Below are 22306 nucleotides of genomic sequence, written 5' to 3'. Positions count from 1 at the left end.
ATATAATGGAAGAAGCGGCTATAGACCATACTTAAAGCTAAGAGTCTATAAAACTATACAATGGAGGATGATACGGGATGGCGCAACCAAAATACATTATGAATATCGACAAAATTGAGCAGATTCCAGCAGAAGAGCGTGAGAAGTTAAAGAAAATCACTGAAAAATTTGTTTTCCGTGTAAATGATTATTACTTAAACCTCATTGATTGGAATAATCCGAACGACCCGATAAAAAAACTCATCATACCTAATGAAGGTGAATTAGAGGAATATGGTCGCTGGGATGCTTCCGATGAAGACACTAACTATGCTGCTCCAGGTTGTCAGCATAAATATGATACAACGGCTTTACTAATCGTATCTGAGGTTTGTGGAGCGTATTGCCGCTACTGCTTCCGTAAACGTTTATTTAGAAACGACATAAAAGAAGCGATGGCTGATGTACAACCAGGAATTGAATATATTAAAAACCATCCAGAAATTAACAACGTTTTGTTAACTGGTGGAGATTCACTCATTCTAGCAACGAAAAAGCTACGTTTAATTATCGAGCAGCTTCGTGAGATTCCACACGTTAAAATTATTCGTCTCGGTTCAAAAATGCCTGTTTTTAACCCGATGCGTATTTACGAGGATCAAGAATTACTAGATTTAATTAAAGAATACTCAACACCAGAACAACGTATTTATGTGATGGCTCATATTAACCATCCTGTGGAGATCACTGAAGAGGCTAAAAAAGGGTTTGATGCATTGCATAATGCTGGAGCGATTGTTGTTAACCAAACTCCTGTACTAAAAGGTATTAATGATGATCCTGAAGTACTAGCTGAATTACTAGATAAATTATCTTGGGCTGGAGTGACTCCTTACTACTTCTTCATTAACCGACCAGTGGCAGGGAACAATGACTTCGTTTTAACTCTAGAAGAAGCCTATAATGCAGTTGAAGCAGCTAAAGCCAAAACTTCTGGTCTAGGAAAACGCGTTCGTCTATCTATGAGTCATACATCTGGTAAAATTGAGATCCTTGCTATTGATAATGGTAAAGCTTACCTGAAGTATCACCAATCCCGTGACAATGAATATGGTAAATTTATGGTTCTAGATTGTCCAAAGGATGCTGCTTGGTTCGATGATCTCCCAGGTAACGAGCAATATTGGACTCCACCAAAGAAAAAATTAGAAACCTTTGTTGGTGCAAATGAGAAAATCAAAGAAGCAAAAACAGTAAAATCATAATAAACTCTTCATTAATTTAAAAAAACCCCCAACCTTAGGTTGGGGATTTTTTAAACTTTCGGTAAAATAGAGGGTAGATAATATTTACGATAGAGGGGAATTAGTAGTGAAAAATTTAGCTTTTATTTTTCTAATAATAATTTTAACTACTCAAATTTCCTGTACTGATGGAGCTTTTACAAGAGAAACAGAAATAAGTCCCTCCTTTCCAATCCAGACTATAATCGAAAAACCTCCACTATCCATTGAATTTGATGAAATTATTCTCCATGAAACTGGCTATTCTATTCAGTTAATAGTCTCCCATAGTGATGAGAGGGAAATTACCGTTTCAGATTATAAGTTTAAATGGCCCCGTTTCGCTTTTGATGAAAATGAAGTACCGTACAAACTCATCTCCTATGAAGCATTAAATATTTCCAATAATGAGATGGATCTAGGGAGAAATAGTTTGTTATTGGAACTACTTTTTGAACCCGTATTGGATTTTGAAGGAAAAAGCATTATATTACCTTTTTACCTAACCCCTTACACTTTTGTAGATGGCTATCCCTTTCACATGAAGGATAGTGACCTGGATCAAATAAATATTGGAGATATAAGTTTAAGGGATGTGAATGTTAATGGGAATATAATTCGATTTAGAATGTTTGACCAACACCCTGATGTGGAGAAGCGTAAAGTCTCTTATGAATTTACACAAATGAAAGATGGTCAAGAAGTTTATCCTTTATATTCTAGGATTATAGATGAAGGAAATGCCGATGAGATACTCGTTGAGTTAGAGTATGCGCAAAACATATCTTTTCCTGCACTGTTTTCCATCCATCGTACGAATGTTAACTTACCAGATTGGCAGTTTAACTTAATTATTCCTATAAATTAGTAAAGAGGCTGGGACAAAAGTATTTTTACTAATAAGAAATCGAACAAACTAGATGTAGGTGCAATCTACCCGCTTCGGAAATAAACTTCGCTAACGTAGTTTATTGTTTGTATTTCCGATTAAACACTTTAGGAATGTCCTAGCCTCTTTACTTTAATGTAATTTCAATACCTTAAAAATCTTCATCATCTACCGGCATATATCCATATGGTGTCGGTGCTGAACCTGGATATTGTTGATGGGGTGTTCCGAAAGCCGTCCCTCCAGGAAACATTCCATGTTGCGGCATAGACCCATGCATCATGTCATGCTGCTGCTGTGTACCTGTATGTTGTGTACCTGTATGTTGTGTTGCACTTGGCCCGTGCTGAGAAATTTCCTCAGCAGGTATTCCTGCACCATGGTGTGGCATTTGATAGGATGGGGCTCCTTGTTGAACATCTCCAAATTCCCCTTGATATGGCATTCCTCCTGGTACCTGACCTAAATGCCCTTGATGAGGTATACCGCTAGGACCAGGACCCATTGTTCCATATTGCGGTATTCCCGCTGATGAAGGCATTGGATAGCCCGGTGCTGCTCCTGGGAACCCTCCATATCCTGGTCCCATCATTTGTGGGTATCCTTGAGGCGATGGATGACCCATATGCCCTTGAGGAGCTTGCAACCCTTGCATCGGTTGACCAAAATACCCAGATGGTGCAAATCCCGGTGACATTGGCTGTTGCCCATGGGGCATCATTCCAAGTCCAAAATGTTCTTGTGTAGGTACATATTTACCTTTTGGCTTATTACAATTACAGCTCATTCTATTTCCCCTCTCTCCTTACTTATAAACATTAGAAATTACTCCATTCATAGTATGAGTAAGACATTAAATTGTGACATTTCCCTATTACAAAAGCCGTGACAGGTACATGCCTAAATGCACTCATACCGCTAACCAATATAATGAATTAACCCATTTTTACCTAGGTTAATTGATCAGTATTTTAAGAAGTTTAGAGAAGGGGAAGGCGGCGACTCCAGCGACGAGCAAACGAAGTGGCGCAGGAGCATTACTTCTAGAGTTAACTACGAGTTGTCTCGACGGATTCGCTACGAAGTAATACTCGTAAAGGAAGTGACAGGAACTTTAAATACTGAAAACCAAGGGCTGTCTCTTCCTCTGCTCCTCTATTCTGCCTAGGAAAAAAAGGCACTTATCTTTAGGTTTACACATACCTTATGAAAAAGTGGATTCAAGGGGTGGATAAATTGGGCATTATTAATCCCATTCAATTTAAAACGAAATCGAATGATACCTTTGTCATTCGTACGGCAAATAGTAGCGACGGCTATGGGATGCACCAGCTTACAAAGGAAGTATTAGAAGAAGAAAAAGGGTTAATTATGACTCTCCGTGATTTCAACATGACAATCGAAGATCAAATGAGAAAGAACGATATGTATCTTAATCACCCGCAAACCCTTGCTCTCCTTGCAGAACATAATAGGACTCTCATCGGAATCCTCACATTAGAACCAGAGTATTTAATAAAAACGATGCACAGGGGAAATTTAGGAATCGTCATTAAGAAAGAGTATCGTTCACTTGGTATAGGAAAAAAATTAATGACTACCGCATTAAGCTGGGCTAAGAAAAATAGAACCTATGAAAAAATAGAACTTGAAGTACTAGAGTCAAATAAAAATGCTATTGCATTATATGAAAAACTAGGTTTCATAAAAGAAGGAAACTTTGTAAACGCCGTGAAACATAATGAGCAAAAATACGAAGATCTCATTCGTATGGGGTTTCACCTTTTCCAATAAAGATTTTTCTTCCATATTAAGGAGTATTTCTCACATTTATTCGTTCTAACAAAATGTGATATGATTAACGTTGATATCTGTATAGTGGAGGATGAAATTAAACATGAACATCATTGTTACTACTTTAAATGCTAAATACATTCATACCTGTCTTGCCTTGCGATTATTAAAAGCATATTCCGCTCCAGAATTCCAAGTAGAAATGATGGAGTTTACTATTAAGGATCCTGATTTAAATGTGGTTACGGATTTGTTCGGGAAAAAGCCTGATGTATTAGGCTTCAGCTGTTATATATGGAATATAGAAAAGACCATTAGAGTTGTGAAAATGGTGAAAAAAGTTCTCCCTAACACAAAGATTGTTTTAGGAGGTCCAGAGGTTTCTTACGATACAAGAGAGTGGATGGAACGTGTTCCCGAGGTTGATTTTATCGTCCGTGGTGAAGGAGAAGAAACCTTTAAACAACTTCTTCATCAAATAGAATCCGAAGAAAATTATGAAAATATTGCAGGATTAGCCTATCGTAACGGAGAAAAAGTAACTTTAACTCCTTCACGGGCAAACCTAGATATACTGAATATTCCAACTCCATACCGTTTTCCTGAGGATCTCGATTCTTTAGGAAATCGTATCGTTTATTTTGAGACAAGCCGTGGCTGCCCATTTCAATGTCAGTTTTGCCTCTCTTCCATTGAAGTTGGAGTACGCTATTACGATATTGAGAAGGTGAAATCCGACCTCCTTTATCTCATAAAGAATGGTGCAAAAATGGTTAAATTCATTGACCGTACCTTTAACATTAAACGTGATTACGCCCTAGAAATATTCCAATTTCTCATTGATAATCACGGTGGTTGTCAATTTCAATTTGAAATTACAGCCGACATTATGCGTCCTGAAGTCCTAGAGTTTTTAAACAAAAATGCCCCTAAAGGGATCTTCCGGTTTGAAATCGGGGTTCAATCTACGAACGATAACACTAATGATTTAGTAAAACGAAGACAAAATTTCAAGAAACTAGCTAGAACCGTCACCCTTGTGAAGGAAGGTGGAAAGATCGACCAGCACCTTGATTTAATTGCTGGCCTTCCAGAGGAAAACTATGACTCCTTTAAGAAGACCTTTAACGATGTGTTTGCATTAAGACCGGAGGAGCTTCAATTAGGCTTCTTGAAAATGCTTCGCGGCACAGGCATGCGTGCCATGGCAGAACAGTTTAACTACCAATATATGGACCATGCTCCTTATGAGATTCTATCCAATAATGTGATTAGCTTTGCTGAGCTTAGTCGAATCAAACGGGCGGAGGATATTTTGGAAAAATATTGGAATGACCATCGATTAGATCACACCGTCAACTATTTAATTGATCATATTTTCGAGACCCCTTTTGATTTTTTCCAAAAGTTCGGTGATGTTTGGGATAACAATGGATGGGGTAAAATTGGTCACCAGTTCGAAGATTTGTTTTTACGCCTAAAAATATTTTTAGAGTATGAAAAAGTAGAGAAGATGGATTTGATTGAGGGCTTTATGAAAATGGACTATTTACTCCATTATACTCAAAAGCCTCGTAAAAAGTGGTGGAAAGACGGGCAATTGGCGGAGAAGGCTAATAAGTGGAATAATCAGGAATTACTTTCTCACTTAAACATAAATATGGATGAGAAGAATATGCAAAAGCATATGATTATGGAAGTCTTGCCATTTGATCCTTTCCAATGGATAGAAGATAATAAAGTGGTGAATGGAAGCTTCCTATTTATCGTTCATTACCATCCTAAGGCAGAAAAAGAAATCTATACATTAAATATACCTAAAGTAATAAATAACTAATGTATGATGCGGAAAAGTATTGGGGGACTGTACATGAATAAAGTTGCTTTAATGATCATACTATTTGGGGCAGCATTATGGGGAACGATAGGACTATTTGTTCAAGCGCTTTACGGATTAGGCTTTTCCCCAATAGAAGTAGTTACATTGAGAGTCTCCATTGCTTTTCTCGCATTATTTCTCTATGTGGCTCTTGTAAAACGGTCCGCACTTTCTATGAAGTGGAAACATGTACCTTATTTTCTAGGTACAGGAATATGCAGTATTGTTTTTTTCAATTGGGCGTATTTTACAGCCATTCAAGAAATGAATTTATCTATTGCCGCGGTACTCTTATATACTGGTCCCGCCTTTGTAGCCATAATGTCAAGGATCATCTTCAAAGAACTCTTTACACCACAAAAAATTGTTGCACTTATAGCAACATTTATTGGTTGTGTACTGGTTATTGGTCTATTTCCTGTTAACACCGGACAATTTTCAACATATGGAATTTTAGTGGGGATTGGCTCAGGATTTGGATATGCTCTGTATAGTATTTTTGGAAAAGCAGCACTTTCCAACTATTCTTCTTTAACTATTACTACGTATACCTTTCTATTTGCGTCACTAGCACTAGTTCCTACCAGTGGTTTAATGGGAAAAGCTATGGAGTGGTGGAGTATAGATGCCCTATTATTAAGCCTTGGTTTGGGTCTCATTCCTACTGTGTTAGCCTATTTGCTTTATACCAGAGGTCTCCACTTTGTGGAATCAAGTAAAGCTTCCATTGTTGCTACAGTAGAACCGGTTGTGGCAGCATTAATCGGGGTATTTGTTTTTCAGGACCTTCTTCATTTTTGGCAAATTATAGGTATCATCAGTATCCTATCGGGTGTGGTGTTTATGAATCTAAAGACAAATGGAAAAACAAAGATTAATCTTCCAGAAAGGGAGAAACTCCGAAAGAAAGCTTGAAGAAGCCTTCAACTACCTTTCGAATGGTGGTGAAGGCTTTTCTTTATTATTATTGTTTTTTATACAATCCTAGTTTAACGAAAAGTATTGGGGCGATCCAAATTCCAAATAAACCAATAATAAAGTAGCGCAATCCATCGAATACTTCCCCTTCAGGGAACAGCACCTTTAATCCTGTTTGTAAGGCAAAAATTCCAATAACCCCAATAACATAGGCAATGATTCTTTTCGACCAACGACTAGGAATAACCATTCCTACATACCATTTTTCTAAAAAGAAGCCAATTCCAGCTCCTAATAAAAATCCACCATAACTGAAACCTTCTGAATCTGTGAAAAGAATAACCATTAAAACTGGGACTAAAACAGCTAAGACAAGTCTTGTTTTTTCCGATAGTGCAGTGATCCTCTTTTCCATCACATGGTAAATAGCGATAATTACTGCTGCAATTAAAACTCCAACAATGAGATCTGTTGGCCAATGGACACCTGTATAAAGTCTTGCTATGGAAATAAGGAAGACTAGAATTCCCGCTGCAATCCACACTTTTGGACGGTTTAATTTATATGCAATAAATCCCCATAACGTTGCTGAGCCTTGGGCATGACCGCTTGGAAAACTATCATGTGGAAAGTGGGTACCAACCTCCGCAGATTGTACATATAAGGCATTAATATTTAACCCTTCAATGCCGACTGGTCGAGTTACCGCTGTTAGTGCTTTTAACGAAGCATTTATGTATACAGAGATTAAGAATACGTATAAGAGCCGGATGCCAAAAGGCTTGGAAATGCACCAATAAACAAAAGGAATAATGATAAAATAAAAGGTTTCATCTCCTAAAAATGTTAATATCCATGCAAATAAATCCAATACTGGCTGTTGTAGTCCCGTAAAGAATCTCAGAATCTCAACTTCTAATTCTCTCAAAAAACTCTCTCCTTTCTGTAACACTTTGTCCACATGTAACCCCATTACATTATACGCGTTTTCTACTAAAACTTGTATAGCTTTTTTAATAACCTCAAAATGCCTCTTAAGTTCTATGAATTTTCATCATTTGTCAACGCAAAATAATGGGGAAGTTTAAAAGGTGTCCGTCGTAGCGTAGTCGCTAATCAAAACCTTTAAACCCTCCCCATCTATTTTCCATATTAAATAAATTGCTTCAGCATCCACTCTCCAAGATGCTGTGATAAAGTAATAATTCTTATTGTACAATAGATTCAATAATTGTTTTGACAGCCTCTGTCTGCAATTCAATGGACATACTTGGAAGCTGTGGTTTATTGGTCACCATTTCAGGAGATGCAGGAACATGGATAAACCCTGCCTTAATAGATAACTCATTTCTCTTAATATAATGTAAAATGCTATACAATGTATTGTTACAGATATACGTTCCAGCAGAATTGGAAATTTGAGCAGGGATTCCTTTCTCTAATAAATCTTCTGTTATTTTTCTAATAGGCAGTGTAGAAAATAATCCGACTGGCCCCGTTTCGTCAATTGGCTTGTCCTTTGGATGAAATCCACGATTATCTCCTGACTTCCCTTCCCCAGCAGTGTCCTGTATGTTAATCCCGATACGCTCCGGAGTTATGGCAGCTCTCCCGACAGCTACTCCCAAAGAGATGACAACGTCAGGGTTATGCTTATCTATTTCCTTAATTAATAAGTCAGCACACTCATCATAAACGACTGGGAGAATGATCGTATGCAATTCCACGTTTGGCAGCTCCCAATCTCTAGTCCTTGCAATAATATCCATCGTTGGATTAGTAGATAAACCACCAAAGGCTTCAAATCCGCTTAATAGTATTTTTTTCTTCAATCTTTATTCCCCCTTTTGATCATTCCTTCTTATTTTCACCTTTTTATAGGAATTTTTCAAGGAAGTAAAGAAAAGCGTAAGGTGCCCGAAGCTAGACATGTATTCGACTGCTATAACTTAATTACAAGATAAAAAAATAGTTAAGCAATAAAAAGAGTTATGTAATTAATTATATAAATACAGCTTTTATACTACTTCTTACAAAATGTTTACAAATTGTTCTATTTTAAGAGGTCAGTTGATTATCTTCCTATGCTATTCTGAAGATATGAAATAAGTAAAAGTATGTAAAGTGGGGACTAAACATTACTTTTACATAGCTTTCACTTGAGGGGGGAGCACAATGATTGAAGCAAGAAACACTGTTCATCCTTTAAGCTTGTATGAACAGCTTACAAAACAAACAAAAACATTATTTGAGTCTTACGGGAGTGAGATTCAGCTAAAAAAGGGGAGTGTTTTATTTTACGAAGGTGATAAGGCAGACCATATATTTTTAATTGAAATGGGGAAAGTCCGCTTAACTAAAACATCAGCTGAGGGAAAAGTTTTTTTCCTGCAGATAAAAAAAAGGCATGATATTATTGGGGAACTTAGTCTTTATAATGCAATAAATTATCATTTCAATGCAGAAATAGTTCAAGATACCATACTTCATCGATACAATCGTAAAGATGTTGAAGAACTTTTATTGAAAAATAATGAACTTGCCGTATGCTTTATGAAATCTCTTTCCACTGAAAATCATACTATTCTTTCTCAATTTAGGGATTTAATTTTTTGCGGAAAAGAAGGGGCTGTTTATTCCATCCTTATCCGCTTGAGCAATGAATATGGAAAGGAAATAAGTACAGGCCTGTTAATAAACCGAAAAATAACAAACCAGGAGTTAGCCAATTATATTGGTGCCACACGGGAGAGTATCAATAGAATATTAAAGCGGCTAATTAAAAATAATATCATCTCTGTAAATACAAAATATATTACCATTCACAATATTGATTATTTAAAGGAGCACCTCCGTTGTAAGCACTGCCCAGCAACGGAATGCACTATTTAATCGAAGTTATTGTTCCTCATTTAAATGACAATTGTAAATTCGACGGAAACCTGCTATGAGTGAAAACCGCTTATAGTAGGCTTTTTTATTTTGGTGACTCAGCTACCACGAACGCGTTTGACCCTCCCTCCTGCTTAATTGCGTTCCTTAAAAACTTATTATTTAAAGCATCTAATTTTTTTGGAATAAATCCTCTCTTAACACCATAGGCTTTACAAAGTGGACAAGCCATTCTAATTTATTAGAGGAGGAAAACAAATGAAGGCCACAATCTCGTATTCCCCATTATTAAATAAAGTACAGCAAAATAATGCTCCCGTTTTACATAAATCTGATTCTGAATCATCTTTACCTACAACGGATCAAGTTGTGAACGCACTTGACTATTTTTTAAAAAGGTTTACTACATTTTTCTTCGCTGCAGCAATACCATATGTTTTATACCTTATGGTACAGGCACTTTTAATGTAAAATAATAAGAGTGCCGGAGACCTCATCTTCGGCACTCTTATAAACCACTATTTCACTCGTTGAATTCCCCTGACAAATATCTTTACACTTTCTCTAATAAAATCTTCTTTTTTTATTTGTGCAACATTATTCCCTACTATAAATTTAGCTATAAAAAACCCTAGGTTTAACCACAGGAAATTCATTACAATAATCTCTGGATCCCCATTAACAACTTTCTTACGTACCTGCATTTCTTTCATATAGTCAATAAGATATTCCTTTAGTATCCTTGGATTGGTTGCCGTTTTCTCACCAATATTTGGAATAGTATTCCTTTCTTGGAAAGCAAGCAAAACAATCTTTTGATTTTCTTCCATATATTTATGATATGTTTCACTGACCATTTGTAAATCTCTCTCTAAATCATAGGTAACATTTGTTAATAGAATTTCCTTCATGTCTTTAATATACGAATAACGTTCAACAGCTATTTCAAGTAGCTTTTTTTTCGTCCCAAAATGACGAAACAACGTCATTTCACTAAATCCCGATTCAGCAGCTATTTCCTTCGTAGTTACTGCTTTAAATCCCTTTTGTTCCATTAAATCAATGGCAGCACATAATATACGGTCTTCGGTGGAAACAAACATATCTTCACTGTGTTCCACAAGGCACCCCACCTTATCTTCGGATACTAAACTATTTAGATTCATTTTATCGTTTCGTTTAGTAGTAAACAATGAAATTTTACACACTTTTACATAATGTCATCAAATGTTCATTGATACTATTCAAATATTTTGAGGGTGTCTCAACATTGAGACACCCTCTGTTCCTTTTTTATTTCATTGTCGATTGTACCTTATGGATGACAACTTCCAATTACTATTTCTGGAAAAGGTTAGAATGACTTCTCCTTCAAAATAGGAATCCTTACTTCCTGTAGAGGTTAATTCGTATTTAGCAGTGAAAATTTCCTGCTCTCGGTTATAGTGAAAATCCGCTTGTCTTATGTAGTTTATGGAATCTAAGTTGATATAATGAAAAGTATATGTCATATCATCTGTTTCAGATTCACCTATTTCTAGTGTTGCCGCCACACTGTTTACGGTAACATTACTTGCGACTAATTGATTAAGTTTTGTATGATTTTTCACGTTCATTGCTTGAAATATTTCTTTTGCCATTATGTCTAATTCATTTCTAATAACCATTTTCTCTTCCTGCAGATCTTCTAATTCATTGATTTGCTGCTTGACTGTTAAAATATCGTCTATTAACAAATCATTCTCCTCTTGCAGCGAATTTAAGTCATTCTTTAATTGTTCATTTTCCTCTCTAACTTTAGCAAGCTGTTGAACGAGAAATTCATTCGTTTCAATTAACGTGTGTAAATCATCTGTATCCTCTAGTAATTCTGCCTCGCTGACAACATCTCCATTGTTACAAGCAACTAACAGCATTAATCCAGTATAAACAACTGCGAATAATACCTTTTTCATATTGTAAAAGCCCCTTTAATTAATCTTTTTTGCACTTTCTTTCCTATACATATTTCTTTTTGATATAAACTCAATCCAAACTGATAGTTTATTTTATCATTATTTGTTAATTATTGAAAAGGGTGTAATAATGTCGAACTTTAGAATAAAAGAAGACCAACTCCATATTAGTGGAATTGGTCCTATCATCGCAAGTAGTTCCCCGTTTATTCTACCAAAATAGGGCTGCACCTAATGCGAAGCCGCCAATACCGGCTAAAGCAACTGGAATCCAAGGGCCTCCCCAGCCCCAGCCCCAACCCCAACCGAAGCCATAGCCTCCTGCTGGGTGTGTAGGCTCTAACCAAACATGGGTACGATCTACATGCATGATTTTTCCAGTATATACTCTTCCAGTACGATCGGTAATTCTTACAACACGACCTTTATGCTTACAGCAAAGGTCATAATAATAAGCCGTCGTCGACATTATACATACCTCCCTTTGTTCTTTCATAACTAGTGTATTAATTACTGTCAAAATGGTATGGACAACTGTCCTACTACAAAAAAATTCATCTCGCATATAGTGTTATGGATAGGAGGGATACTGTGAACAAAAACAATGCTTACATGGATATGCTAGCAGCGTATGGTGTGACTGCAGCACGCCCCGGAGGAAGGAAAATGTCAGACTATGTCTTTTCCAAATACCCAATAAAGGATAACAGTACTATTTTAGAAATTGGTTGCGGTATAGGGGATACGGCGAGGAAAATGACGGAAGATTTTCAATCAGATGTAACGGCCATTGACCCGCACCCAAAAATGATTGAAAAGGCAAAAAATAGGCATAAGGATAAATCATCGATTACCTGGATCAACGGTGATTTAAATTCATACCCATTACTAGAAAATAATTTTGATGCAGCCATTTCTGAATCGGTTTTATCCTTTACTAATATTTCTGATTCATTAAAAACAATTTATAAACTGCTGAAAGAGGACGGATTTCTGTATTTGTTAGAACCCATTTATTTAGAAGGGATGGAAACTAAACAATTCAATGAATATAAAGATTTTTATGGTTTTTCTTCCGTTTTAACAGAAAAGGAATGGAAACATATCCTTTCTGAAACTGGGTTTTCTGTAAAAAATATTATAAACAGCTTTGAAGTGAACGGTGAAGAAAATGAAGAATTTCCTGAGTTAGTCATTGATGAAGGATTAGATCATTCACATGTTGAAACATTAAAAAAACATGAGTATTTCCTAGAAAACTATTTAGCTTATTTCGATTACACTTATTTCATTTGTATGAAAAAATAAGATATGGAGGCTGGGACATAACTAAAGTGTTTAAGCGGAAATACGAACAATTCATCACCTTAGGGAAGTATATTTCCGAAGCGGGTAAATTGCACCTACATCTAGTTTGTTCGGATTTCTTACTATGAATAATACTTTTGTCCCAGCCTCTCGAATCATATTCCACTTATTCAAAGGTCCCTTTTACTAGGGGACTTTTGTTTTTCATTAAAAAGCTTCCCTTTGCCAATACACTTTCGATAGTAAGGTCAGCTTTATTTAAGAATACCATATCTGCATCCTTTCCCTCTGATATCCTTCCTTTTTGAGAAAACTTCAACATATCAGCAGGATTAGAAGTGGCCACTTTAATAGCCGTTCCTATTGGTACACCCTCATTTATAATAGCCTTACGAACCTCAGCAAATAAGCTTGTTACTTTACCTACACCTAAGCCTACAAACTCTCCCTTTTCATTAAACTTAGGTAAACTCCCTTGTCCATCTGACGTAAAGGAAATTTGCTCGATTGGTACTTCGGCCTCAAGCATTTTCTTTAAGGCCCTGCTACTGCTTAAATCATGTTCTTCTCGAATACTGCTTGTTGTAAAATCAATAAACCCTCCATTTTTTGCAAAAGCAATCCCAGCTTCTAAAAGATCATAGGTACGGTTAATGTGAGTTGTAATAAATTGTTGTAATGGAATGTCTGTTGTTGCAGCTATTTCCTCAATAAGAGCCAACTTCTCTTCACCATCTCCCACATGGACAATAACAGCTCCTCCTTTTCCGGAAAGAAGACCGCCTATCCTAGCTTCACTGGCTAATCGAGAGATCTCTTCTTTGGAAGGTTGTGAAGAGCGGTGATCGGAAATAGCAATCTCTCCTGCTCCTATTACTTCTTGAATAAACATTATGTCCGTTTCAACAGAGCCAGTTAACGTTTTAACAGGAACATGATAATTGCCACTTACACAAAAACAAGTTATCCCTTCCTCTGTAAGTCCTTTTGCCTTAGCAATTAAATTAGACATTGTTCTTGCAGAACCATCTGTTCCGAGAACACCTACAACAGTAGTTATACCACCTTTTATACAATCTGACAGTTGGAGTTCCGGGGTTCGGGTTTTAAAGCTGCCTTCTCCTCCCCCTCCAGTAATATGTACATGTCCATCAATTAGGCCGGGAATAATATATTTTTCCGAAGCGTCAATTACTTCTACATACTGTGACAAACCGTCTGTTGGAATATGATCAGAAACAGCAGCAATTCTACCATCGGTAATTAATATATCTTTTCTTCCTAAATAGTCTGGTGCGTATATTTCACCGTTCATGATAAGCTTAATCAACTGTATACTCCTCCTTTTTCTATCTATGACTATATCATATTAGATTTAGTTTCTTTAGTGTTAGCTACCTTCAGAGACGTACATACATAGAAAACCCACTGTATAACCATAGACAGTGGGTTTAAAATCTTTTTAATTATATATAGAAATAAAAGGCGATTGCTAATACCATTGATATGGTTCCTACAGTCCCTAAAACAATAGATGCTTGACTTTCATTTTTCCTATAAAGGGATACAACAGCGAAATAAATGGCTATCATTACAGCCATAAATAGTATTCCATCAACTATTGGATGAATAAAGGTTAACTGCATCGTTGTTTCTTGGTAAATAGTGAAATTGGCAATAAGGGCGACAACCCAACCTACCAAAAGACCGATACCTATGTATTTAATTAATTTGTTCATTTAGTGACACCTCCATTATTTTTCCTCTTTTTATTGTATAAGGTATTTTGCTCCTTGTCATCTTTTACAAAGATTCCCATTAACTTGTTATAAAATATTGTTACCTAAAATATTATCTAGCATGCCATTTTCTTTAAATCTTTACACTAAAAGGGCTCAAAAGGTATTTTTAACCATTTGAGCCCTTTTATACTTATTGTTCGAGAACGATTTGTCTAAAGTACTGCTCGTAGGTTTCTGTGTCTGCACGTCCAACTAGGCGCAAAGCCTCTTGTCCATCCTCAAAGTGAATAAGAGTCGGTGTGCCTTCAATATCATAATCATCCCAGCCCTGAGTAAACTCTAATACACTGTATAAATACACTTCTACACCTAACTCTTCCGCTACCGGCATTAAAATTGGTGTAGCAAGATTACATTGTTCACATTCAGGACTATAGAAATAAACAGTCAATGATTCCCCTGCCTCAAGCTTTTCATCCAATTCCTCAGGTAAAATAATGTTTTGGTATAGTGGATCATCCAATTGATTAATGGTACTTTGTGCAATACGATCCTTACCAAAAGGATTCCCTGCCGATTGCTGCTTATTTTGATAAGAAGTTACAAACGCTAAAGCACCAAAGATTACTATGATAACTAAACCGAAAATAATTACTTTTTTCATTCAATACTCACTCCTTCGAGACTTTAATTACCCATATCATTATTACTGAAATAAGGAAAAATGCTATTAATGCTAAAAATGGAATTGTGATAAAGCCAAACCAGTTTATATACTCATAATTACAAGGAATAATTCCACATGCTTCTGCCCGAGCACTCAAGGCTGGAATTTTCTCAAGCATATAATGATAAATAGAAAAACCCATTCCAATTAAACTTAAAGGTAATGTGTAAATAGCCTGTTTAGCATCTTTTTTTACAGAGGCAATGGCTAAGGTTATGGCTAATGGATACATGAAAATACGTTGAATCCAGCACAGCTCACAAGGAATAAACAATAGAATCTCCGAAAAATATAAAGACCCTAAAGTAGCAATTAATGCTATTCCCCATGCAGTAAATAGGGCATATTCAATCTTTTTCTGTTTACCTTCTCCTTCCAAGTACATCCCTCTTTTCGTTTTTTCTTCCATTCATCATATAACGAAAGGGTTCAATCGTATATAACTATAAAATGGAATTCATAGATTAGTCAAAAATTAAACCATAAAACTAAATATTTTATACAAAATATCAGTTTTATGGTTGAAACTACCTTTTTTTATCAAACTACTCTAGGGCATCCTCAGGGTTAACCTGATTAATAAACATGGTCACTTCATTTCCTGGCAATGGTTTACTGTAAAGAAATCCTTGCATTTCGTCACATTGACGCTCGTTTAAGAAATCGACCATATCCTTCGTTTCAACTCCTTCTGCTATTACCTTCAAGTTCATATTATGTGCTAATTGAATGATGGAGGTAACAATAGCTTGATCATTTGAATTTTCAACTAACTCTTGTATAAAGGATTGATCAATTTTTAAAGTATCAATAGGAAACTTTCTTAAATAGCTTAAAGAAGAATATCCAGTACCAAAGTCATCAATGGATATGGTGATCCCCAACTCCTTTAGCCTTTCCAATGTCTTAAAGGATTCCTTTCTACTATATAACAAATCGTTTTCTGTAATTTCTAAGTCAAGGAGTGTTGGGTCTAGCTGAGTCTTCCGCAAAATATGCTTTACTTTACTTACAAAGTCTGGACGCTGAAATTGCAATGGTGATATGTTGATGCCCATCCTCAAAGCGTCCCCTTCATTACACCAAGCTTTTGCTTGTTTACAAGCCTCTTCTAATACCCAATCTCCTATAGGAATAACGAGGCCTGTTTCTTCTGCGAGAGCAATGAAAACCGAAGGCGCTATTGGACCTAGTTCATTATCATTCCAACGAATTAATGCTTCCACTCCAACAACCTTTTTCGTTCGCAAATTAATTTGAGGCTGATATACCAATGTAAATCTCTTTTTTTCTGTTGCTAAACGAAGCCGTTTTTCCATGAATAATTTCTCATCATGCTCTGTCCTTATGGATGGATGATACCATTGAAAGTCATCCTTGCCTCGCTCCTTCGCATATTGCATTGCCATTTCAGCTTGATGAACCAATTCATCATAATTAGTTCCCAATTCAGGATATACTGAAATGCCTATACTTGCTGTGATATATAACTCCTTCCCCTTTACATGGAAAGGAGATTGAAAGCGTTGCAGTAATTCTTCAGCAATAGTTTGAATTTCCTGCTCCGATTCAGGAAATTGCAATAACAAAGAAAATTCATCCCCACCGTATCGGTATACCTGAAGGCCTTTACAATCCAAACTTAATAATGTTTGTGCAATCACTTGAATTAACTTATCTCCAGTAAAATGACCAAGAGTATCGTTATAAAACTTAAACCTGTCTAAGTCAATAAAAAGAATAGCAAAGGAAGAGCCATTTCCATCCCTTCCCTTTTCAATTAAAAAGGAAATATCCCTTTCAAATTTATCGCGGTTAGGAAGACCTGTGAGTGTATCCACTGCAACAAGCTCTTTTATAACTTTTTCTGCTTGCTTTAATCTAGTTACATCTTGATGAACAAGTAAGAATAAATCCCCTTTCCCTTCTATCAACGGCATCATTGTTGTCTGTAAAATGACAGGATTACCATTTTTCCTTTTAGGAATCATCTCTAACGTGATAGTACTATTACGTGTAAGGGCATTTTTAAAATCACCTTTAGATTCTGTACGAAAAGATCGGTGCTGTAAAAGAAAATAATCTGCACCAATTAAATCCTCTTCCCTATATTGAAGCAATTCACAAAAAGCTGTACTAACAAACAAAATGTGACCTTTGTTATTAATTACAAGCAATAACGAGGTTTCCTCTAAAGCTTTACTAAGGGATAAAGTAATTTTTTTATAGATCGACAGTTGATCAGCTTTTTGATCACTATTAGGAAGGATGTTAAACCACTTAGGTAACTCCAAGTTTCCTTCTTTTGTTTGTTTGCTTGAGTCCATATTGTTCTCCTTCTCCTACTTACTGTTGATTTACTTTTAAAACTAAAAAACCGACCTTTTGTTAGGTCGGTTGCACTACTAGCTCCAGAATGTCCAAGTGCCCAAATGAAGACATACTTTCTTCGCTACCTTCTTAATTTTTCCAAAACCTTCTTGTCCTTATATTCTATTATTGTTCTTAAGAAAATTTCAAGAAAAATAAATTATTTTTATAAAAATAATTCTTTCGAATCAGTTCATTTAAGGAAAATTATACCACGCCCTTTATCGAAATATTATAAAAATAGTAAATTATATAGTAATAAAATTATTATAACTATCCGTTGAGAGTTAATTAATTAGTAACAAATTAGTCACAACCTTGCCATATACAATCGATTATGGGAATTTAAAAGGATTTATAATAAAGGTAGAGAGAAGCTCTAAATGAAATTGAGGTGAGAGAAATGGATGTGAAACTTTTCATTAAATCAAATATTAATGGAAGAATCGTTGAAAAAAGACTATTTGAAGTTATTGAAGACATGGGATTACAAGCAAATATTGAAATTCATCATGAAGATCCTCCTTATATGGATGGAGTTTTTTATACTCCAACTCTCATCGTGGATAATCGTATTGTTTCCAGTGGCAAAGTTCTTTCAAAGGATGAAATGACCCAATTCTTTATGTAATCCGTTTCTTTTTTCAAAAAAAGGGTAGTCTAAAACTATAATGTCCCTAAATCCATAGGAAAGGGCGGATAGTATGGAAAAAGTTGAAGTAAATCAGGGAGACTTGCAATATATGGAGTATGATGAACTATCAAGGGAGCTCCATGTACACTTTAAAAATGGTGACTATGTCATCTATTATGAAGTGTTTAAACTTGACTATGTGGGATTGTTATCAAGTAATGATTATAATGGCTTTTTTAAAGAAAGAATAGAACCCCGCTTCCCATCAAAGACTATACATTAACAACCAGGATAGAAAATCCTATCCTGGTTTTTTATGGACATTAAACTGACTATATCTAATGGGCTGTTTTGTAAAATTTGTTGCTTTTATAAGGCTTGGAGAACCCAAAACCCCCTTTTAGAAAATAGCCGTTTAATAAAAAAATGTGGTAGAAATATAATTACTTCGTTAAAATAGTCTATGGGGTGGATTGTCCACTCAACAAATACATAGTAAGGAGGGCTGTTCCATGAAAATTGGAGTGCCTAGAGAAATAAAAAATAACGAAAACCGTGTTGCTTTAACACCAGCTGGTGTATTGACTCTTACTCAGGCAGGACATGAAGTGTTTATCGAAATGGACGCTGGTATTGGAAGCGGTTTCACCGATGAAGCATACACACAAGCTGGTGCTTCCATTATCAACGAAGCTCGTGATGTTTGGGGTCTTGCAGATATGGTTATGAAGGTTAAAGAGCCCCTTCCTACCGAATATGATTACTTTAGGGAAGGACTAATTCTCTTCACATATCTTCATTTAGCCGCTGTTCCAGAGCTTGCAGAGGCATTAACGGAGAAAAAGGTTACTGCAGTAGCTTATGAAACAGTAGAAGTAAATCGTACTCTTCCATTATTAACACCTATGAGTGAAGTAGCAGGTCGTATGGCTGCTCAAATTGGAGCTCAATTTCTAGAAAAGCCAAAAGGTGGAAGTGGCATCCTATTATCTGGAGTTCCTGGTGTTAAACGTGGGAAAGTAACTGTTATTGGCGGTGGTGTCGTTGGAACAAACGCTGCAAAAATTGCTATGGGACTTGGGGCTGATGTAACGATTATTGACTTAAGTCCCGAACGCCTTCGTCAGTTAGATGATATATTCGGTACAGAGATTAATACCATTATGAGTAATCCATTAAATATTGCTAGTGCAGTAAAGGAATCTGATCTAGTAATAGGAGCAGTACTTATTCCAGGTGCAAAAGCACCAAAGCTTGTTACAGAAGATATGATAATGGAAATGATGCCAGGATCGGTGATTGTTGACGTGGCCATCGACCAAGGTGGTATTTTTGAAACAGTTGACCGTATTACTACACACGATGATCCTATCTATACAAAACACGGTGTTGTTCATTATGCTGTTGCTAACATGCCGGGTGCTGTACCAAGAACGTCTACCATCGCTTTAACAAACGTGACGGTACCGTATGCATTGCAAATTGCAAACAAAGGACTTCAACAAGCACTCAAAGAAAACGCAGCCCTAGTGAAAGGAGTAAACACAGCAAATGGCTACGTAACATACGAGGCAGTTGCTAAAGATTTAGGCTATGACTACAAGTCAGTAGAAGAAACTTTATTATTCTAAAAAAGGGCTACTGAAAAGGTTGGGTTTATACCTTTCCAGTAGCCTTATTATTTTATCTTTTATTCCCTATGCCGATTTACTAACCAGTCCATTTCATCCCTATTAAACTATTAAAACTAGTTTATAAATAGTAGATTTCTAAAAGGAAATAAAAAGGTACTCCCACGGAACGATGCTTCATTCCACTGGAGTACCTTTAAAATGTATCTATTTGAACAAAGGCTTCATTTGTTCCATCCACTCTGTCATATTTTTTACCTGCATAAGATCGTGATGATCAGCAACTTTAGCATGATCAGATATATAAACTGCCTTCATTCCCATTAACAAGGCAGGAGCAATTTCATTAATAAAGTTATCACCAATTGATACCACTTGATTGCCTTCCACATTATATTTTTTTACAAGCTCCTCGAAATAATGCTTTGTTTTCGTTGGTTTTTGTGCGGAGGTTACAACTTCGTGGAAGAGACCTGTTAATTCAAGCTCTCTCAATAACCGCGCCACATCATCCTCATCACTGTTTGTTAGTAATACTACGGTTGCCTGATCCTTCAAATTCTTTAAGAACGGTGCTAGACCGGGGATTTTTTCTAATTCAAAGGCATCTGAAGACATATAGTCTTTCGTTTCCACATACCTTGGATAGCATTCTTTCACTCCGTAATGGATGGCACAGGCACATGGCAGCCACCACCCATCTCCAATGGCTATCACATTTTTGAAATCAAATTGGATTTGCTGTTCCCCATATTGTTCTTCCACATCCTTCAAAGAATTCCCTTCCCAATCTACAGCCTCCACTACTGTTAACGTCATTGGATCCACTGTGAGAATGGCATCATTCTTCGAATCGTAGGCTTTACCAATAGAGACTGGGTGCTCGCCTGCTTTCATACGCTCATAATCCTTCCAGTAAGCTTCATGACTTTCTTTAGGTACATCTAATAAAAGTCTCTTTGCGTAATAATCAAAATGGTCTGTTCCTTCATACAACGTTCCGTCTAAGTCAAATATAAAAAGTTTTTCCTTTACCAATTCTTCCACGTCCTTTTATAAGATAAGAAAATAGCACATTATAATATTTCGTTGCTATTACCCCTTTATAAATTAAACACATTAAACAGATTAATACATTTTATACTTATTCGGCAAGTTTACCATAATTTTACTAGATTGCTTGAAACGAATAATTTTATTTTGTTTTAGCCTTAATGTTAGCCTTTCTTACATTTTTTTTGTGAAAACAGTGTAAATTTGGTGTAAATGTTGTAGCTTTTCGAAATACTGTATTGTATAATCGTTTTGGTTGTACAAGATACTACAAAAAGTGAGGGATTTTTACATGAAGAAAATTTTCACAACTTTATTTTCATCCGTACTAGCACTTTCATTAGTTGCTTGTGGTACTGCTGACGAGCCTGAGGCAGATGCTGGTGCTGGAGATGCACCTGAAGAAACAGAAACAACTGATGAAACTACTGAAGATGCAGCAGAAGGAGAAGAAGTAACAAAACTTACTATGGGATTCGTTCCATCTCAAGATGCTGCTAATATCGCAACAACAGTTGCTCCTTTGTCAGAGCGTTTATCTGAGATTTTAGACGTAGAAGTAGATGCACAAGTTATGACTGACTACACTGCATTAGTAGAAGGTATGAGAACACAACAAATCGATATCGGGTTCTTACCAGCTTTCGGATTCGTACAAGCAGAAGAGCGTGCTGATGTAGAAGTTATCCTTAAATCTGTTCGTAATGGAGAAACTTCTTACCGTGCACAATTCACAGTAGCTGAAGATTCTGAAATTGACTCAATCGAAGATTTAATTGAAACACCAGGTTTTGTTTGGGCATTTGCTGACTTAACGTCAACTTCTGGTTTCTTATTCCCAGCAACAACTTTCATGAATGCTGGCGTAGATAACTTAGACACTCATTTCTCCCAAACTTCTGTTGGTGGACATGACAACGCGTTAATCGCAGTTCTTGATGGACAAGCTGACTTTGCAACAACGTTCGAAGATGCTCGTGAGCGTATTGCAGATGAGCGTCCAGAAGCAATGGATATGAAAGTTATTGGATTTACAGAACCAATCCCTAACGATACAATCTCTTTACGTTCTGGTTTAAGCCAAGAGTGGATGGATAAAATCAAGCAAGCATTCTTAGATTTCAATGATGATGAAGAAATGATTGAAGTAATGTATAACGTTTATAATTGGGATGGAATTGCTGAGGCAAGTTCAGATGAGTACCAAATCGTACGTGATACTTACGAGAACTTCCGAGAGCAGTTTGAGTAA

The 22306-nt window shown here is 36.2% G+C and carries 24 protein-coding genes and 1 riboswitch; of the genes, 12 read left to right on the top strand and 12 right to left on the bottom strand.

Going from position 1 to position 22306, the window contains the following annotated elements; all coding sequences use genetic code 11:
- Positions 1–77 precede the first annotated feature (77 nt).
- Both J2S74_RS19445 and J2S74_RS19440 read left to right on the top strand, forming a co-directional pair.
- The gene (locus J2S74_RS19445; protein WP_307328886.1) at positions 78–1244 is read left to right on the top strand and encodes a KamA family radical SAM protein; all 1167 of its coding nucleotides are present in this window, start codon (positions 78–80) and stop codon (positions 1242–1244) included.
- Between the two features lie 106 nt (positions 1245–1350).
- Positions 1351–2130, top strand: coding sequence for a hypothetical protein (locus J2S74_RS19440; RefSeq protein ID WP_307328883.1), 780 nt, complete (start codon positions 1351–1353; stop codon positions 2128–2130).
- 172 nt (positions 2131–2302) lie between these two features.
- Here the strand turns inward: J2S74_RS19440 and J2S74_RS19435 are convergent, their stop codons facing one another.
- Positions 2303–2938 (bottom strand): hypothetical protein, encoded by a 636-nt coding sequence (locus J2S74_RS19435; protein WP_307328880.1) that lies wholly within the window; start codon positions 2936–2938, stop codon positions 2303–2305.
- Positions 2939–3357: 419 nt separating this feature from the next.
- On the opposite strand from J2S74_RS19435, the gene J2S74_RS19430 reads away from it, so the two are divergent.
- The 3 genes from J2S74_RS19430 to J2S74_RS19420 all read left to right on the top strand — a co-directional run bounded on the left by J2S74_RS19430 (position 3358) and on the right by J2S74_RS19420 (position 6739).
- A complete protein-coding gene (locus J2S74_RS19430) occupies positions 3358–3945 on the top strand; it encodes a GNAT family N-acetyltransferase (RefSeq protein WP_307328877.1) in 588 nt (195 codons plus the stop codon).
- A gap of 103 nt (positions 3946–4048) precedes the next feature.
- Entirely contained in the window at positions 4049–5782 is a 1734-nt protein-coding gene (locus J2S74_RS19425) for a B12-binding domain-containing radical SAM protein (RefSeq protein WP_307328874.1), read from the top strand.
- 33 nt (positions 5783–5815) lie between these two features.
- Positions 5816–6739, top strand: coding sequence for a DMT family transporter (locus J2S74_RS19420; RefSeq protein WP_307328871.1), 924 nt, complete (start codon positions 5816–5818; stop codon positions 6737–6739).
- A 49-nt stretch (positions 6740–6788) separates the two neighbouring features.
- Here the strand turns inward: J2S74_RS19420 and J2S74_RS19415 are convergent, their stop codons facing one another.
- Together J2S74_RS19415 and J2S74_RS19410 are read right to left on the bottom strand one after the other, a co-directional pair.
- Complete coding sequence (locus J2S74_RS19415; protein WP_307328869.1) at positions 6789–7670, bottom strand: phosphatase PAP2 family protein; 882 nt, start codon at positions 7668–7670, stop codon at positions 6789–6791.
- 280 nt (positions 7671–7950) lie between these two features.
- The gene (locus J2S74_RS19410; protein ID WP_307328865.1) at positions 7951–8574 is read right to left on the bottom strand and encodes a pyroglutamyl-peptidase I; all 624 of its coding nucleotides are present in this window, start codon (positions 8572–8574) and stop codon (positions 7951–7953) included.
- Positions 8575–8917: 343 nt separating this feature from the next.
- Here J2S74_RS19410 and J2S74_RS19405 point away from each other — a divergent pair, with 343 nt between their 5' ends.
- Both J2S74_RS19405 and J2S74_RS19400 read left to right on the top strand, forming a co-directional pair.
- Entirely contained in the window at positions 8918–9634 is a 717-nt protein-coding gene (locus tag J2S74_RS19405) for a Crp/Fnr family transcriptional regulator (protein WP_307328863.1), read from the top strand.
- A 258-nt stretch (positions 9635–9892) separates the two neighbouring features.
- On the top strand, positions 9893–10105 hold the full coding sequence (locus J2S74_RS19400; RefSeq protein ID WP_307328860.1) for a hypothetical protein: 213 nt from the start codon (positions 9893–9895) through the stop codon (positions 10103–10105).
- 47 nt (positions 10106–10152) lie between these two features.
- Here J2S74_RS19400 and J2S74_RS19395 read toward each other — a convergent pair whose 3' ends face one another.
- The 3 genes from J2S74_RS19395 to J2S74_RS19385 form a co-directional block, all read right to left on the bottom strand.
- Positions 10153–10755, bottom strand: coding sequence for a TetR/AcrR family transcriptional regulator (locus tag J2S74_RS19395; protein ID WP_307328857.1), 603 nt, complete (start codon positions 10753–10755; stop codon positions 10153–10155).
- A gap of 177 nt (positions 10756–10932) precedes the next feature.
- Positions 10933–11589 carry a hypothetical protein gene (locus J2S74_RS19390; protein ID WP_307328854.1) on the bottom strand — a complete coding sequence of 219 codons (657 nt, stop codon included), beginning with the start codon at positions 11587–11589 and terminating at the stop codon, positions 10933–10935.
- Positions 11590–11800: 211 nt separating this feature from the next.
- Complete coding sequence (locus J2S74_RS19385; RefSeq protein WP_307328853.1) at positions 11801–12058, bottom strand: hypothetical protein; 258 nt, start codon at positions 12056–12058, stop codon at positions 11801–11803.
- A gap of 122 nt (positions 12059–12180) precedes the next feature.
- Between J2S74_RS19385 and J2S74_RS19380 the strand changes: the two genes are divergently transcribed.
- Positions 12181–12897, top strand: a complete 717-nt coding sequence (locus tag J2S74_RS19380; protein ID WP_307328850.1) for a class I SAM-dependent methyltransferase — start codon at positions 12181–12183, stop codon at positions 12895–12897.
- A 166-nt stretch (positions 12898–13063) separates the two neighbouring features.
- Here the strand turns inward: J2S74_RS19380 and iadA are convergent, their stop codons facing one another.
- The 5 genes from iadA to J2S74_RS19355 all read right to left on the bottom strand — a co-directional run bounded on the left by iadA (position 13064) and on the right by J2S74_RS19355 (position 17693).
- Positions 13064–14227 carry a beta-aspartyl-peptidase gene (iadA, locus tag J2S74_RS19375; RefSeq protein ID WP_307328847.1) on the bottom strand — a complete coding sequence of 388 codons (1164 nt, stop codon included), beginning with the start codon at positions 14225–14227 and terminating at the stop codon, positions 13064–13066.
- Positions 14228–14363: 136 nt separating this feature from the next.
- The gene (locus tag J2S74_RS19370; protein ID WP_307328844.1) at positions 14364–14636 is read right to left on the bottom strand and encodes a hypothetical protein; all 273 of its coding nucleotides are present in this window, start codon (positions 14634–14636) and stop codon (positions 14364–14366) included.
- Between the two features lie 193 nt (positions 14637–14829).
- The gene (locus tag J2S74_RS19365) at positions 14830–15303 is read right to left on the bottom strand and encodes a thioredoxin family protein (RefSeq protein WP_307328841.1); all 474 of its coding nucleotides are present in this window, start codon (positions 15301–15303) and stop codon (positions 14830–14832) included.
- A 7-nt stretch (positions 15304–15310) separates the two neighbouring features.
- Positions 15311–15745, bottom strand: a complete 435-nt coding sequence (locus J2S74_RS19360) for a disulfide oxidoreductase (protein ID WP_307328839.1) — start codon at positions 15743–15745, stop codon at positions 15311–15313.
- Positions 15746–15911: 166 nt separating this feature from the next.
- Positions 15912–17693, bottom strand: a complete 1782-nt coding sequence (locus J2S74_RS19355) for a sensor domain-containing protein (RefSeq protein ID WP_307328836.1) — start codon at positions 17691–17693, stop codon at positions 15912–15914.
- Positions 17694–17748: 55 nt separating this feature from the next.
- Positions 17749–17831, bottom strand: a riboswitch (cyclic di-GMP riboswitch).
- Positions 17832–18139: 308 nt separating this feature from the next.
- Between J2S74_RS19355 and J2S74_RS19350 the strand changes: the two genes are divergently transcribed.
- The 3 genes from J2S74_RS19350 (at position 18140) to ald (ending at position 20001) form a co-directional block, all read left to right on the top strand.
- On the top strand, positions 18140–18367 hold the full coding sequence (locus J2S74_RS19350; protein ID WP_307328832.1) for a thioredoxin family protein: 228 nt from the start codon (positions 18140–18142) through the stop codon (positions 18365–18367).
- Between the two features lie 73 nt (positions 18368–18440).
- Positions 18441–18653, top strand: coding sequence for a KTSC domain-containing protein (locus J2S74_RS19345; RefSeq protein ID WP_307328830.1), 213 nt, complete (start codon positions 18441–18443; stop codon positions 18651–18653).
- Positions 18654–18882: 229 nt separating this feature from the next.
- Positions 18883–20001, top strand: a complete 1119-nt coding sequence (gene ald, locus J2S74_RS19340; RefSeq protein WP_307328827.1) for an alanine dehydrogenase — start codon at positions 18883–18885, stop codon at positions 19999–20001.
- 207 nt (positions 20002–20208) lie between these two features.
- Here the strand turns inward: ald and J2S74_RS19335 are convergent, their stop codons facing one another.
- A complete protein-coding gene (locus J2S74_RS19335; protein WP_370876038.1) occupies positions 20209–21048 on the bottom strand; it encodes an HAD family hydrolase in 840 nt (279 codons plus the stop codon).
- A 298-nt stretch (positions 21049–21346) separates the two neighbouring features.
- On the opposite strand from J2S74_RS19335, the gene J2S74_RS19330 reads away from it, so the two are divergent.
- On the top strand, positions 21347–22306 hold the full coding sequence (locus J2S74_RS19330) for a phosphate/phosphite/phosphonate ABC transporter substrate-binding protein (RefSeq protein WP_307328821.1): 960 nt from the start codon (positions 21347–21349) through the stop codon (positions 22304–22306).

Origin of the sequence: Evansella vedderi (genome assembly GCF_030813435.1) — a bacterium.
Classification (GTDB): Bacteria; Bacillota; Bacilli; order Bacillales; family Salisediminibacteriaceae; genus Evansella; species Evansella vedderi.
Note: the sequence above shows the minus strand (reverse complement) of the source record. Positions and strands in the feature narration are given on the sequence as shown.

Coding starts and splice junctions, on each gene's coding strand:
- ald (WP_307328827.1), top strand. CDS start 18,883: ATGAAAATTGGAGTGCCTAGAGAAATAAAAAATAACGAAAACCGTGTT.
- J2S74_RS19445 (WP_307328886.1), top strand. CDS start 78: ATGGCGCAACCAAAATACATTATGAATATCGACAAAATTGAGCAGATT.
- J2S74_RS19365 (WP_307328841.1), bottom strand. CDS start 15,303: ATGAAAAAAGTAATTATTTTCGGTTTAGTTATCATAGTAATCTTTGGT.
- J2S74_RS19350 (WP_307328832.1), top strand. CDS start 18,140: ATGGATGTGAAACTTTTCATTAAATCAAATATTAATGGAAGAATCGTT.
- J2S74_RS19405 (WP_307328863.1), top strand. CDS start 8,918: ATGATTGAAGCAAGAAACACTGTTCATCCTTTAAGCTTGTATGAACAG.
- J2S74_RS19430 (WP_307328877.1), top strand. CDS start 3,358: ATGAAAAAGTGGATTCAAGGGGTGGATAAATTGGGCATTATTAATCCC.
- J2S74_RS19370 (WP_307328844.1), bottom strand. CDS start 14,636: ATGAACAAATTAATTAAATACATAGGTATCGGTCTTTTGGTAGGTTGG.
- J2S74_RS19385 (WP_307328853.1), bottom strand. CDS start 12,058: ATGTCGACGACGGCTTATTATTATGACCTTTGCTGTAAGCATAAAGGT.
- J2S74_RS19330 (WP_307328821.1), top strand. CDS start 21,347: ATGAAGAAAATTTTCACAACTTTATTTTCATCCGTACTAGCACTTTCA.
- J2S74_RS19420 (WP_307328871.1), top strand. CDS start 5,816: ATGAATAAAGTTGCTTTAATGATCATACTATTTGGGGCAGCATTATGG.
- J2S74_RS19345 (WP_307328830.1), top strand. CDS start 18,441: ATGGAAAAAGTTGAAGTAAATCAGGGAGACTTGCAATATATGGAGTAT.
- J2S74_RS19425 (WP_307328874.1), top strand. CDS start 4,049: ATGAACATCATTGTTACTACTTTAAATGCTAAATACATTCATACCTGT.
- J2S74_RS19355 (WP_307328836.1), bottom strand. CDS start 17,693: ATGGACTCAAGCAAACAAACAAAAGAAGGAAACTTGGAGTTACCTAAG.
- J2S74_RS19400 (WP_307328860.1), top strand. CDS start 9,893: ATGAAGGCCACAATCTCGTATTCCCCATTATTAAATAAAGTACAGCAA.
- J2S74_RS19390 (WP_307328854.1), bottom strand. CDS start 11,589: ATGAAAAAGGTATTATTCGCAGTTGTTTATACTGGATTAATGCTGTTA.
- J2S74_RS19435 (WP_307328880.1), bottom strand. CDS start 2,938: ATGAGCTGTAATTGTAATAAGCCAAAAGGTAAATATGTACCTACACAA.